The sequence below is a fragment of the Neobacillus driksii genome, assembly GCF_013409995.1.
GTDB lineage: Bacteria > Bacillota > Bacilli > Bacillales > Cytobacillaceae > Neobacillus > Neobacillus driksii.
Map to the genome: position 1 here is coordinate 52,119 of NZ_JACCBX010000016.1, position 13,017 is coordinate 65,135.

Genomic DNA, 13,017 nt, shown 5'->3' on the forward strand with positions numbered 1-13,017 from the left:
ATAAATACTTTTTTTAATAGACAAACGACCATTCTCCTGCAGCTATCCGAGGTAATTAATTAGCCCAATCATTTAGATAGTTTATTAAAAATGTTAAAATAACCGTGATAATAAAAATAATGAGGTCTTCGCTATGGGTAAGAAAAAGAAAAGCAAAAGTAAAAAGAAACAATTTTGGGGATTACCTAAAGAAGTCCGAATGGAGCAAGCAAAGTCTTGGCTTGAAAAGTATGATGGTGAGCATAGCATAAAAGCATATTCCAAATTCTTTGGCCTTAATTTAAAAAATGCTTTGAAAGAATTGGAATTAGTCGGGGCTAAAATTAGTACCCAAGAAAGGGAATACACAAAAGAACTAATCAAAAAAAGAAAACAGGAAAAAGAACGAAAGAAAGAAAAACGCAGAATTGCTAAGGCACAATATGAATTTGAAGATTACGATGATACTTTTGCATTTATTGCAGGATATACAGCTGGCGGTGTACCTTTTGGGATGACTTATGAGGAAATGGAAGAAGATATTAAATAAATTTTATAAGTGACCGCTCTTCCTTCTTTTTGCTATTCTCGTGCTAAACGCTAACGATCAAAAAAGGCAACACCCAACAAGGGAGTTACCTTCTTCTCTTGAAGTTTGAATCCATGAATGAGTTATAAAAAAATCAAGATAGAAATAAGTCAGAGGACAGATAACGTTCTCCCGTGTCTGGAGCTAAGCAAAGCACTCTAGCTGATGATGGCAGATTCTTTGCTATCTCGACTGCAAAATAGGCAGAAGAGGCACCTGATGCACCTACAAAGATCCCTTCTTCTGCAGCAAGTCGGCGTGCCGTTACTTGGGCGTCTTCATCCTTAATGAGCAATATTTCATCATAAATAGTACGATTTAAAATCTTCGGAATAAAACCAGGTCCAGTTCCTGGGATTTTGTGCGGACCAGGCTCACCACCTGATAACACAGGGGATCCAAACGGTTCTACTACATAAATTTTTAAGTTTGGAATATGCTTTTTCAACTCTTCCCCTACACCTGTGACGGTTCCTCCTGTTCCTGCTGTCAACACAAGGGCATCCAAATTCCCTTCAAAAGCCTCTAGGATTTCAACTGCGGTTGTTCCGCGATGTGCATCTGCATTTGCGGTATTTTCAAATTGCATGGGAATAAAGACATCAGAAATTGATTCAGCCAATCTGTTTGCTTCATCAATAGCCCCTTGCATTCGTAAACTTGCTGGTGTTAGGTGAACCTCTGCTCCATATGCTTTTATAATTTTCACACGCTCAAGCGTCGCGTTATCTGGCATTGTAATAATACACCGGTACCCTTTTACTGCACATACCATGGCAATTCCAATCCCAGTATTACCAGAAGTTGGCTCGATAACGGTACTCTTCCCTGGAATTAATTTACCCTCTTTTTCTGCACGTTCAATCATATTGATAGAAGCACGGTCTTTGACACTGCCTCCTGGGTTAAACGATTCTAGTTTTATGTACACTTCCCCTCCTGTTGGGTCAGGTAATTTATTCAGTTTAACAATCGGAGTTTTTCCAATTAATTCAAGAATTGAGCGATAAAGTTTCATTGTCCTTCCACCTTTCGATATTCTTTCAAAAATAATCCCCCATAATAAATTCAGAATGGGGGATAATGTTTATCCATTTTAATTCCACTAATATCTTACCATTTTCAAGTGATAATAATAAGTTTTCCTCCCTCATAACTTTTACTTTTTAAAGGATAACTTTTTTATTAGTAAGAGTTTTCCCTATAATATATTTTAAACAGGCCACCCACCCTATTTCCGGGCAGACTTCCATTTAGACAAAAAAATCGAATTACATTTTTTACAAAAAATTCAAGATAGAAAAAACAGCTAAAATCTAGTAAGATATCTACATGTGACATTAGATAAGGGGTTAAAAAAATGAGCGTATTAAACGTACAAAATTTAAGTCATGGTTTCGGTGATCGTGCGATTTTTAATAATGTGTCTTTTCGACTTTTAAAAGGCGAACACGTTGGACTAGTTGGAGCAAATGGTGAGGGTAAGTCTACTTTCATGAATATTGTTACCGGGAAACTGCAACCCGACGAGGGGAAAGTAGAGTGGTCACGAAAGGTTCGTGTTGGATATTTAGATCAGCATGCTGTTCTTCAAAAAGGTACAACGATGCGTGAAGCTTTAAGTACTGCCTTTCAATATCTATTCGATGCTGAAGCGGAGATCAATGAACTTTACGCAAAAATGGGTGATGAAGGTGCTGATATCGATGCACTGCTTGCTGAAGTTGGAGAGCTGCAAGAAACATTAGATAGTAATGATTTCTATCAAATTAATTCAAAAGTGGAGGAAGTTGCTCGTGGTCTAGGATTAGACGATGTTGGTCTCGATCGAGATGTAGATGATCTTAGCGGTGGGCAACGTACGAAGGTTTTACTAGCTAAGCTTTTGCTAGAAAAGCCTGAAATCCTATTACTTGATGAGCCTACGAACTATTTGGATGAACAGCATATCGAATGGTTGAAGCGCTACCTGCAGGAATATGAGAATGCATTTATCTTGATTTCACATGATATTCCATTCTTGAACAATGTTGTTAATTTGATCTACCACATGGAAAACCAAGAGTTGAATCGCTATGTTGGTGACTATGATAACTTCCTAAATATTTATGAAATGAAGAAGCAGCAGCTAGAGTCTGCTTACAAACGTCAACAACAAGAAATTGCGAATTTGAAGGATTTCGTTGCTCGTAACAAGGCAAGTGTGGCAACACGTAATATGGCGATGTCTCGTCAAAAGAAGCTCGACAAAATGGAAATTATTGAATTAGGGAAAGAGAAGCCAAAACCTGAGTTTAACTTTAAAGAAGCTCGTTCATCTAGTCGTTGGATTTTCGAGACTGAAGATCTTGTTATAGGTTACAATGAACCACTTTCTCGCCCTCTGAATTTAAAAATGGAACGCGGTCAAAAAATTGCATTCGTGGGCGCAAACGGTATTGGTAAGTCTACTCTTTTAAAAAGTATTCTTGGTTTGATTAATCCCATTTCAGGTAAAGTGGAACGTGGTGAGTATCAATACGTCGGTTACTTTGAGCAGGAAGTGAAACAGTCTAACTACAACACTTGTATTGAAGAGATTTGGAGCACGTTCCCAAGTATGAATCAGGCCGAAGTCCGAGCTGCTCTTGCAAAATGCGGATTAACAACAAAACATATTGAAAGTAAAGTCGAAGTCCTTTCTGGTGGAGAAAAGGCCAAAGTTCGCTTATGTAAAATTATTAACACAGAAACGAACTTATTAATTCTCGATGAACCTACCAATCACTTGGATGTTGACGCAAAAGAAGAATTAAAGCGTGCTTTAAAGGCCTATCGCGGAAGTATCTTGATGGTATCACACGAACCTGATTTCTATCGTGAAATTGCGACTGATATTTGGAATTGTGAGGATTGGACTACGAAAGTGTTTTAAATAAAGATTAAGGGGTACCCAATGCACTTGGGTACCCCTTTTTATTAACCATCCAAAATATTTAAAAAAATATACTTTTAGATTTCTTAAAAAAGCTCATCCAAATTAAAGGTAGAATGAGTATTTTTCAAGTTGAAGGCTAATGTTTGAAAAGATTCATTGCACTAAAAAAATTGCTAAATAAGCAACTTTTTCCATTTTTCTTGTTTTTATTATTGACGAATATCAATCCACCAACGATCTTCCGCATTCATATTTTCAGTGTCACCAAATCCACTGTAATGGAAACTATCAAGGAAGATTGAATCCAGTTTATCCGCATCTACAAAATACCCTAGGTTAACCTTCATCGTTTGTCCAGGCTGGATACTGCCAATATTGTAAAAGCTTTCTCCATTTCCGTGAGGTTCTAGATAATCAACTTCGCCCGTCATAATACTTTCTTCGGCGATTCCAAGACGTATTACGTTGAGAAAAGTTTACATTAATTATAAATATTTTTTTATGATTCATCGATTTACTTCCTTCTTGTTTTCTTCCCCCAGATTAAAGGCCCAGTCCTAATAAGACTGAGTCTAATTTAATCACACATTAATATTAACTGTATGTCCACCAACGACATAGAGTGAGTCGTAAAGTACGCCATACTCTTATAAAGATTAACAAACTTATCTGTTACCTGTTGGTGAACAATGAAAATTAAAGTGCAAGAAAACCGTCCCCATGCTTTTCTTAAAAATAAATTGAGAAACATAGAAAAAGCACTTTCCCTTTGCTTAAGGAAAGTGCTTAAAGATTATTTAGTGGTAATTACCTCATGCTGCCCGTAAGTTAAAGCTACTTACGTGCCCAATCATTAATAGCTTTTATATCTTCAGGTTTCGTCCTACAACACCCACCTATTATTTTTGCTCCCGCTTCGTACCAGCGTTGAGTGCAAATGGTAAATTGTTTAGAAGAAGCTCCTTCATTCCATTTTTTATTCGTAGCATCATATTCTTCACCTGAATTTGGATAAACAATAATTGGTTTAGAAGTTTTGCCTTTTATTTCTTTAATTAATGAATCAATAAAATCTGGTGATGAGCAATTAATACCAATGGCAGCTATTTGCTTCTCCCCTTCTAGCCACATCACACAATCAGACATTTTTTCTCCATTACTAATATGAAGCTCATCTTTTGCACTAAAACTAATCCAAGCGTAGATTTCTGGGAATTCTCTTATCACCCTTGTTATTGCTTTAGCCTCTATCAGACATGGAATGGTTTCACACGCTAGGATATCAGCACCAGCTTCAACTAGTATTCTAATTCTCTCTCTATGAAAAGAAACTAGTTCATCCTCATTTAATAGATAATCCCCACGATATTCAGAACCATCCGCAAGAAAAGCACCATATGGACCGACTGATGCAGCCACTATTGGTTTAGGTCTGTTCTTCTGATTTTCGGTATTATCCCAAAATTCATCACGTGCATTAATAGCAAGTTGAACAGACTTTTTAATTAAATCAGTGGCCTCTTTTTCAGATAGCCCTCTTTCCTTATAACCTTCAATAGTAGCTTGATAACTAGCTGTTATGGCACAATCTGCACCCGCTTTAAAATAATCTAAATGAACCTGCTTGATTAGCTCTGGATTTTCCATTAATATCTTTGCTGACCATAAACGGTCATTTAGATTACACCCATAATTCTCAAGCTCTGTAGCCATTGCTCCATCGATAATCATAATTGGATAATTATCTAAGATCTGTTCTATCGGATTCATTTTACTTATCCTTCTTCCTAGTAAAATAGCCTACTTTTTTAATACTTTACCTATAAACTGCTTCGTTCTTTCAACACTTGGATTTGTAAACATTTGTTCTGCTGTTCCTTCTTCAAGAATCATTCCATTTTCCATAAAGATAATTCGATCAGAAATTTCACGTGCAAAATTAAGCTCGTGTGTGACAATCAGCATGGTATTGCCTTCCTTTGCTACTTCTTTTATAACAGTTAACACTTCCCCAACTAACTCTGGATCAAGCGATGAAGTCGGCTCATCAAATAATAAAACCTCTGGATTGAGCGCCAGTGCTCGAGCAATACCAACCCTTTGTTGTTGTCCACCCGATAGCTGTACTGGATAATGCTCCAATCTATCTTGAAGACCAACTTTTTCTAGGATTTCTGCACTTACCTTCTTCGCTTCATTCGAACTTATATTCTTCACACTTGTTAAGCCGATCATGACATTCTGTAACACTGTTAAATTTTTAAATAAGTTATACTGTTGAAAGACCATTCCTGTGGATAATCTTAAAGACTGAATATCTACCTTTCTAGCGGATTCAACATTTACTCTCTTTCCACTAATTTCAACGATGCCATTTGTAGGTTGTTCTAAGAAATTGACACAGCGTAACAAGGTTGATTTCCCTGAACCACTTGGTCCTAAAATAGAAACAACCTCTCCTTTATTAACGGAAAAATTTATCCCTTTTAACACATGCTGTTGGTCAAAATATTTATGGAGATTTTCCACTTTAATCATGAGACAACCCCTCTTTCATATCTCCGGGCACGCTTTTCTACTATAACTAGCAATCTCTCGACTATAATACAAATGATCCAATAAATAATAGAAACTGCTATATAGACTTCAAAAAAGGCTAAACCTCGAGAACCAAGAATTTTGGCTTGTCCCATGATATCAATAACTCCAATAATAAAGACTAGAGAAGTATCTTTAATTGTACTTATAAACATGTTACCTAAATTAGGTATGGCTACCGATAAAGCCTGCGGGAAAATAATTTTCAGCATCATTTGAGTGGGACTCAACCCTATAGCTTTAGCTGCCTCAAACTGACCACGATCAACAGATTCAATTGCTGATCGTATCGTTTCAGACAAATAAGCACCTAAATTAATTGAAAAGGCTAATAAAGCATATACTTCCGGTGCAATGATATTTACATCAATATTCAGAAGCCATCCATATTCAGTTTGAAAAAAGTAAATCACTTTTGGTATTCCATAAAACACAAGATATATCTGCACTAAGAGAGGGGTTCCTCTAACAAAGGAGACATAAAAAGAAGAGATTGTCTTTAATACGGGTACTCGATAAATTTTTATCAGTGCTGTAGTAAGCCCAATAAATAAACTAATAATCAACGAACCCACGGCAATTCCAATTGTAATAGGTAATCTTGTAACTATCGCAGGAAAGCTCTCTATTAAAAAATGAATATCCAATAAATTTTCCATTTCTTCCTCCCTTCCCAGCCTTATTCAGGGACGTATTCTCCACCCGTCCATTTGACTGACAGGTCAGCTAATGTACCGTCTTCTTTGAGTTCCTTTAGAATAGGATCAATTAATCCTTTTAACTCTTCTCCCTGCTTTCCATCTTTAAAAACAATCCCAATCTTATCATTTACGATAGGCTGTCCTACAACTTCTAAATCTAAATTATATTTTTCTATAACAGAATGAATCATAATTGGATCATTTACATAGGCATCCACACGTCCATTTTGTACATCTTGTAAAATTTCTGAAGGGGTTCCACTTTCGCTATATTTTAAAATAATATCATTTTCTGCTTTTTTATTATGTTGTTCAAGTAATAATGTATAAGAATCACCAGCTAAAGCTCCAACTTTTTTCCCCTCTAAATCTTCTACTGTTTGAATATCTGTTCGACCTGATTTCACAACAATAACGGTTTCTGCAGCAAAATAAGATTCGTCTGTAAACAAGTACTTTTCTTCACGTTCAGATGTTTTCGCCACCTGGTCGGCAACGGCCTGAATTTTATTTGATTCTAGTGCAAGAAACATACTGTCCCATGGAGTAGCAACAAAATCAAAGGTATACCCCTCTAATCTTTCATCAATTTCTTTTATAACGTCGATATCATATCCGATAAGTTCATTACTTTCATCCGCATAAGCGAAAGGAGGATAATCATTTTGAGTTCCAACTAAAATAACCTTTTCCTCCGTTCCATCTGCTGTAGTTGTTTCTTTAGAGGAACAACCATTTAATATACCAACCAAACCTACTAGTGCAATACTTGATAACAATAACCTAGATCTCTTTTTCATTTTACTATCTCCTTTAAAATAAATTAATTATTATTATTGAATGAGAATCTAAGTCATTACTTATATCCAATTCAAATCACTAAAACGGAAACAGAACAATAAAATAAAAAAGCCTCTTCCAATCAGAAAGAGGCTTTTCATCTAAACCTTATCTCTCAGAATGAAACACTCTGCAGGATTTAGCACCTTTCATCCTTCATCGAATGATGGTTGCTGGACGTCGTTGGGCCTGTCCCTCGGTCTCTCGTGATAAGTTATTCATTTTTTATGTTGTTTTTTGTATATTATGATAATATTTAATATTAATACTATTGTCAACTACTTTTTTACTATGTACAATTCACTAAATGATCTGATTTTAGTGTAAACACACTAAATCTTATAGATTATGAGAATTCAGGATAAAAAGATGGGAGAAATGAACTTGAAAGAAGAAGCCTATTTTGATGTAGCAATTATTGGTGCTGGTACAATGGGAATAGCTGCTGGTGCCTTTTTAGCTCAACAGAAAGTAAATACTGTGTTAATCGATGCTTTCGACCCACCACATCATCATGGAAGCCATCACGGAGATACCCGTATGATTCGACATGCTTATGGTGAAGGCAGACAGTATGTAACATTAGTAAAACGTGCACAACAATTATGGGAGGAATTAGAACAGCACACCACCTATAAAATCTTTGAAAAAACCGGTGTTCTTGGATTAGGTCCAAAAGACTCTTCCTTTCTTCAAGAAACGATTGAGGCTGCTAATAAATATGATTTGCCATTAGATATCCTAAATAGCAAAGAAATAAAAGAAAGATGGCCTGGTTTTTCCGTACCAGATCATTTTATTGGTTGTTTTGAGTCAGAGTCAGGCCTCATCTATAGTGCGAATGCCATTAAAGCTTATAAAGAAATCGCCATTAATAATGGAGCAAAACTTGTTACAAATACACCCGTACAGCAAATTGAGATGGAAGATATGGACAATATAAAAATCTCAACTGAAAACCAGGTTTATTATGCGAAAAAAGTGATTGTTACAGCAGGGGCATGGGTAGCCAAACTATTACCAGACTTAAATCTCCCTATTCAGCCAACCCGTAAAGCCTTCGGCTGGTTTGACGCCCCTGCAGACCTTTACGATATCGCCAACTTCCCCTCTTTTTACGTAGAGGACGATACGAATATGTGTTATGGATTTCCTTGCAAAGATGGAGCAGGCCTTAAGATAGGAAGATCAGATGGAGGTCAAGCTATTGATCCTAACCAACACAAACAGAACTTTGGTCAATACGAAACAGATGAAGAGGAACTAAGATTCTTCCTCCGAACCTATATGCCTAAAGCAAATGGAGAATTAAAACAAGGAAAAACATGCTTATATACCATCTCAAGTGACAATCACTTTATCATTGATTATCACCCTGAACATGAAAATATCATCATTGCATGCGGTTTTTCCGGCCATGGCTTTAAGTTTGGAAGCGTTATGGGAGAAGTGCTCGGCCAACTGGCGCAAAAAGGGAAAAGTAGTTTTGATATTTCTTTATTCTCTCTTAAGAGATTTGATTTGTAATATGTCATCAGTAAATAGAATAACTTAGTCATAACTAGACCAAGATGACCCATAACACGCTAAATCGATCTTTCATGTAATAAGTGTCTATATTTCCAGAGATGCTTATTACATGATAAATTAATTCTACAATTTTTACCTAATTCACCTTCTGCTCTCAAAAACCAAAAAACAGAAACCTATCAGGCTTCTGCTTCTTCTTTCAAAACTACCTTTGCCACTGCCCCACAATGGCTTGAATGGTGATCGCTGTCTATTTCAACACTAACTGCGACACGCACTCCACGTGCCTGGTTCCAATACCGGGTATATACAACTTATAAAATTAATTAAAAAAATGAAGTTATGTATCGGCTTAATTACACTTTGGATAGCAAATAATAAGGCAACTACAACTAAAACCAAAAAGGCTTTGGATGCATTTTTCCAAAGCCTTTTAATATTTATTAATAACTTTGACTAAATAAATTTATTTAAAATTAAATTTCTATGAGTTTTTTTACTTAAATTTTGTAATCATTCAAATTCATTTGCCTTCTTAAAAAGAAAAATTTTTTATTTAAACCAAAAATATATGTTGAAGGTTTTATTTTATAAAGCTTTTTTAAAAATAAGGAAAAAACTATAACCCTGAAATTTATAATCGTATGACGGCTTGCCGGAATACGTAAGTAAATGGTGTCCTCAACCATACAACCATGTTTGAAAGAATAATGTACATGGTTTAATAACTCGTATATATCATTACACAATAAATTAGGAGTTAAATAAGATTTTGCAAAGAGTTTAAGAACTTACTTTAATTAAAACTTCCCACAAACAATTGATACACATGGAAAAATCATAAAAATTCAAGTTCATCTGATGTCCAATTATATATGGGTAAAGTTCATACTATGTCCAATAAAAATAAAATAAAGTTCAACTAGTGTCCAATAAATTGATATTAAAATCGTTCAACAATAAAAAAGAGTGGTTGCCCACTCCATAATTTACATTTTATGTTGTTTTCTCAACTGCTCAAACTGATATTTAATAGCATCAAAGTAAGTAAAATTATGGTCCTGTGAGTCCATTCTTGCAAATAGCTCCGGATTCACCATATATTTTTCATTCTTCCCTCGACCAAAGAAAGAAATAATAAAGTTTTCATGTAGTTCCTTAATATACCGCCTTATTTGCTTATCAGACTTATTTATTAATTCTAATAATCCTTTTCTTGTTAAATGTTCGACTTCAAACATTGTTCCATTTTTAATATTGGATTCTAGTGTCTGCTTTGCATCCATTTTTAAATCGATGTTAGGATTTAATGAAAGGTAATAAGTTTGATAATGAATTTTTGTCATTATCATATACAATAATCCTTTTGCTTCAAGAGATAAATTTGCTGTTAATTCTTTTGCCTTTATTTTATACGTTTTAGTAAAGTTCATGGTCATTTGATTATCATCAAATCGCCCCATCCAATGAAAACTTTTTTCCACCCGATACGCATTGGCAGTAAAAAATTCAGTATCGCCCTTTTTAATCCCTTTCTTTAGATTGGATTTTTGAACAACCCTTGACATTTTTCTTCTTTCCCAATTCAAAATTCCTAGTTCCTTAAATTTCTTTAAATATTTAATTAAAGTTGTTTTCCCTAAACCAGTTACAGCAATAATATCTTCTAAAGTTAAATAGTCACCTGAAATCTTTAAATAACCTTGACTACCAAGGTTCATATGTAAAATCAATTCAAATAGTACACCAGCTTCTGAAATATCAAGCTGAGGAACAATACTCTCAATAGATTCATGAAATGAATTAATATAATGTTTTGATAAGTTTTCCCTTTCCTGCAACCTTTTCTGAATCATTTTTCGAATTCTTTTCCAAGAATCTCTTTGTGCCTTCGTTTTCTTCTTAAAAATTGCATCCCCAACTTCAGTTGAGAAAGTTTTAAGACGAACCATATTACCAAAAGTATCTTCAATAACAATATCACTTAACCCTGCTATTTCCAATAAATGCAAAACATCATCAACATTATACATGTTAAATTGAATATTTAATGCCTTTGCAATAATTCTTAAATTCTCTGCCTGCCTTGTATTTCTAACTATTATATTTTCACTTACTTGCTTAATATCCATAAAAACCTCCATAAGTTAAACCAATTCATCATTACGCTTTGTTAATAATTGTTGAATTTTTTCATTAATCCTTTTTTTCATCAATTAAAGCGCAGTGGTTTTTAAACTTATGGATAATCTTTATTAATAAAAAAAGCCCCTTTGGGCTTTTTTGGTTTCTATTTACAAAGTTTCTTCCAATTTTCAAAGGTATTTACTTCATCAATTAAACCTGCTTTTTTACTTTCATATATTCTGTCATCGATTTCTTGTAGAAAAACTTCTTTGGCAGCAGCGAATATTCTAAGCACTTCCTTTTTATCTTGAATAATAATTTCACTTGCATCTTTTAAAGATATTTTTTTATCTAAAGCATAATTTATTATCTCGTCTATTAAGTTATTTCTGTTATTCATATTTCCTCCCAGAGTGTCCTACTTTATTATTATTTTATCATGTTTTTTAAAATAATAATAAGATATGTAAAAATTTAGGGGGACTGGGTATTAAGGTGAGCGAAAAATAAATATATATTATCAAATCAATAAGAAACTTTTGATAACCATCCTATAAAAATTGCTTTTTCTACAATTTAATTACCTTCTTCAGATTCGTCATAGTTTTTCAATGTCCTTAATTTTGTATTAAAACGTAGTTCTATCCTTTTAAGCAGTATTCCATTTTTTTTGGCTTGGGCTACTAAATACTCGGCAAGTTGATTTTTTTGCCCTAGAACGCCCTTATAAGCCGGAAAACCATTTATTAAATTAAAGGTTTGTTTCATTTTATATTTATTCTTTGTTTTCGCTACATTATAAAGCATATCTTTTAAACCACGATAAGTATCACGAGACAAAGTAACAGATACTTTTTTATCAACAATTTGTATTTCAAAAGCAGACAAATCACTGATTTTTAAAAAAACTGGTGAACGTCGAATATCAGAAAATTTATCATCATAAAGAAACTCTCTTGGAACCATACCTTCGGTATGCAAAACCAGAACAAGATGTTCCCATCGCAGATAATAGAAATTTGCAATGCCTTTGCGCTTTTGTCTATGACGTTGCCATTTGTTTTTATCTGTCTGGTACTTTCCAATAAATTTTGCGTCTATATCCCCCCATTTAGATTTTTTATTGACCGGAAGTTCCGTTATATGATAGTAGTAATATCCCTTGCCACAGAGATTTACCAATAGTTGAATCAATCCTTGCCAGGATGAAACTAAGTAATTTTGTTGTGCCATAAATACCACCTCCCGGTAGAAAAAACAACAGCACTATTAAGTCCGCCAGGACAACCAGATTGCCACATCCAGCCCTTTCACTTTTTCTGCATATCCCAATCGCTTTCAGTCGTCTCAAATCCAGAAGGTCGCCAAACCCTCACAAGAACTAACGCACCCACTGCTTACGCAGGTTTGTTAAAAACCTAATTGCGAAATCTCCCACCGTTGGCATTACCCAGTACGGTTTCCCATTTTAGTCATACTCTTCAAAAACAAGCTCAGGTCGGCTCCAAGATAAATCTCAAGGACAGAATATGGAAGCTTCCTCTTACTCGCCCAAAAGGGTTTTCGGTCGATTCTATCTCTTCACAGCCAGTTCAGCATCCTCTTCTTGTTTTTTTACTCGGTTGGTCCCAACTAAAGCGCTGGGTTCCTTTACTATGGAGCATGTTCCATAGCCTTTACGGGTTGAGCTATTCGTATTTGTATTCCCTTTCGGAAACCAAGCTTTTACTTGGCAA

At 34.8% G+C, this 13,017-nt stretch carries 11 protein-coding genes, 1 pseudogene and 1 riboswitch; of the genes and pseudogenes, 3 read left to right on the forward strand and 9 right to left on the reverse strand.

The window, feature by feature from the left end; genetic code table 11:
* Positions 1 to 133 precede the first annotated feature (133 nt).
* Positions 134 to 529, forward strand: coding sequence for a hypothetical protein (locus F4694_RS27135; protein ID WP_179603042.1), 396 nt, complete (start codon positions 134 to 136; stop codon positions 527 to 529).
* A gap of 133 nt (positions 530 to 662) precedes the next feature.
* Here the strand turns inward: F4694_RS27135 and cysK are convergent, their stop codons facing one another.
* Positions 663 to 1,586: a cysteine synthase A gene (cysK, locus tag F4694_RS27140; protein ID WP_179603043.1), complete on the reverse strand. Its 924-nt coding sequence runs from the start codon at positions 1,584 to 1,586 to the stop codon at positions 663 to 665.
* A 342-nt stretch (positions 1,587 to 1,928) separates the two neighbouring features.
* Between cysK and F4694_RS27145 the strand changes: the two genes are divergently transcribed.
* Positions 1,929 to 3,482 carry an ABC-F family ATP-binding cassette domain-containing protein gene (locus tag F4694_RS27145; protein WP_179603044.1) on the forward strand — a complete coding sequence of 518 codons (1,554 nt, stop codon included), beginning with the start codon at positions 1,929 to 1,931 and terminating at the stop codon, positions 3,480 to 3,482.
* 212 nt (positions 3,483 to 3,694) lie between these two features.
* Here the strand turns inward: F4694_RS27145 and F4694_RS27150 are convergent.
* The 5 genes and pseudogenes from F4694_RS27150 to F4694_RS27170 form a co-directional block, all read right to left on the reverse strand.
* Positions 3,695 to 3,943 (reverse strand): annotated as a pseudogene (locus tag F4694_RS27150) (anti-sigma factor); the annotation flags it as partial.
* A gap of 376 nt (positions 3,944 to 4,319) precedes the next feature.
* Entirely contained in the window at positions 4,320 to 5,255 is a 936-nt protein-coding gene (gene mmuM, locus F4694_RS27155) for a homocysteine S-methyltransferase (protein WP_179603045.1), read from the reverse strand.
* 30 nt (positions 5,256 to 5,285) lie between these two features.
* On the reverse strand, positions 5,286 to 6,023 hold the full coding sequence (locus tag F4694_RS27160) for an amino acid ABC transporter ATP-binding protein (RefSeq protein WP_179603046.1): 738 nt from the start codon (positions 6,021 to 6,023) through the stop codon (positions 5,286 to 5,288).
* A complete protein-coding gene (locus tag F4694_RS27165; RefSeq protein ID WP_179603047.1) occupies positions 6,020 to 6,742 on the reverse strand; it encodes an amino acid ABC transporter permease in 723 nt (240 codons plus the stop codon). Before F4694_RS27165 ends, F4694_RS27160 begins: the two co-directional genes overlap by 4 nt.
* Positions 6,743 to 6,762: 20 nt before the next feature.
* Complete coding sequence (locus F4694_RS27170) at positions 6,763 to 7,584, reverse strand: transporter substrate-binding domain-containing protein (RefSeq protein ID WP_179603048.1); 822 nt, start codon at positions 7,582 to 7,584, stop codon at positions 6,763 to 6,765.
* Positions 7,585 to 7,729: 145 nt separating this feature from the next.
* A riboswitch (SAM riboswitch) is annotated at positions 7,730 to 7,840 on the reverse strand.
* Positions 7,841 to 7,972: 132 nt separating this feature from the next.
* On the opposite strand from F4694_RS27170, the gene solA reads away from it, so the two are divergent.
* Positions 7,973 to 9,151 carry an N-methyl-L-tryptophan oxidase gene (gene solA / locus F4694_RS27175; protein ID WP_257029421.1) on the forward strand — a complete coding sequence of 393 codons (1,179 nt, stop codon included), beginning with the start codon at positions 7,973 to 7,975 and terminating at the stop codon, positions 9,149 to 9,151.
* A 992-nt stretch (positions 9,152 to 10,143) separates the two neighbouring features.
* On the opposite strand, the gene F4694_RS27180 is transcribed toward solA, so the two are convergent.
* The 3 genes from F4694_RS27180 to F4694_RS27190 all read right to left on the reverse strand — a co-directional run bounded on the left by F4694_RS27180 (position 10,144) and on the right by F4694_RS27190 (position 12,514).
* The gene (locus tag F4694_RS27180; protein WP_179603049.1) at positions 10,144 to 11,286 is read right to left on the reverse strand and encodes a hypothetical protein; all 1,143 of its coding nucleotides are present in this window, start codon (positions 11,284 to 11,286) and stop codon (positions 10,144 to 10,146) included.
* Positions 11,287 to 11,444: 158 nt separating this feature from the next.
* Positions 11,445 to 11,681, reverse strand: a complete 237-nt coding sequence (locus F4694_RS27185; RefSeq protein ID WP_179603050.1) for a hypothetical protein — start codon at positions 11,679 to 11,681, stop codon at positions 11,445 to 11,447.
* Positions 11,682 to 11,857: 176 nt separating this feature from the next.
* Positions 11,858 to 12,514 carry a hypothetical protein gene (locus tag F4694_RS27190; protein ID WP_179603051.1) on the reverse strand — a complete coding sequence of 219 codons (657 nt, stop codon included), beginning with the start codon at positions 12,512 to 12,514 and terminating at the stop codon, positions 11,858 to 11,860.
* Positions 12,515 to 13,017 lie beyond the last annotated feature (503 nt).

Excerpts from the sequence above, each read along its gene's own strand:
- F4694_RS27135 (WP_179603042.1), top strand. The coding sequence starts at position 134 with ATGGGTAAGAAAAAGAAAAGCAAAAGTAAAAAGAAACAATTTTGGGGA.
- cysK (WP_179603043.1), bottom strand. The coding sequence starts at position 1,586 with ATGAAACTTTATCGCTCAATTCTTGAATTAATTGGAAAAACTCCGATT.
- F4694_RS27145 (WP_179603044.1), top strand. The coding sequence starts at position 1,929 with ATGAGCGTATTAAACGTACAAAATTTAAGTCATGGTTTCGGTGATCGT.
- mmuM (WP_179603045.1), bottom strand. The coding sequence starts at position 5,255 with ATGAATCCGATAGAACAGATCTTAGATAATTATCCAATTATGATTATC.
- F4694_RS27160 (WP_179603046.1), bottom strand. The coding sequence starts at position 6,023 with ATGATTAAAGTGGAAAATCTCCATAAATATTTTGACCAACAGCATGTG.
- F4694_RS27165 (WP_179603047.1), bottom strand. The coding sequence starts at position 6,742 with ATGGAAAATTTATTGGATATTCATTTTTTAATAGAGAGCTTTCCTGCG.
- F4694_RS27170 (WP_179603048.1), bottom strand. The coding sequence starts at position 7,584 with ATGAAAAAGAGATCTAGGTTATTGTTATCAAGTATTGCACTAGTAGGT.
- solA (WP_257029421.1), top strand. The coding sequence starts at position 7,973 with ATGAGAATTCAGGATAAAAAGATGGGAGAAATGAACTTGAAAGAAGAA.
- F4694_RS27180 (WP_179603049.1), bottom strand. The coding sequence starts at position 11,286 with ATGGATATTAAGCAAGTAAGTGAAAATATAATAGTTAGAAATACAAGG.
- F4694_RS27185 (WP_179603050.1), bottom strand. The coding sequence starts at position 11,681 with ATGAATAACAGAAATAACTTAATAGACGAGATAATAAATTATGCTTTA.
- F4694_RS27190 (WP_179603051.1), bottom strand. The coding sequence starts at position 12,514 with ATGGCACAACAAAATTACTTAGTTTCATCCTGGCAAGGATTGATTCAA.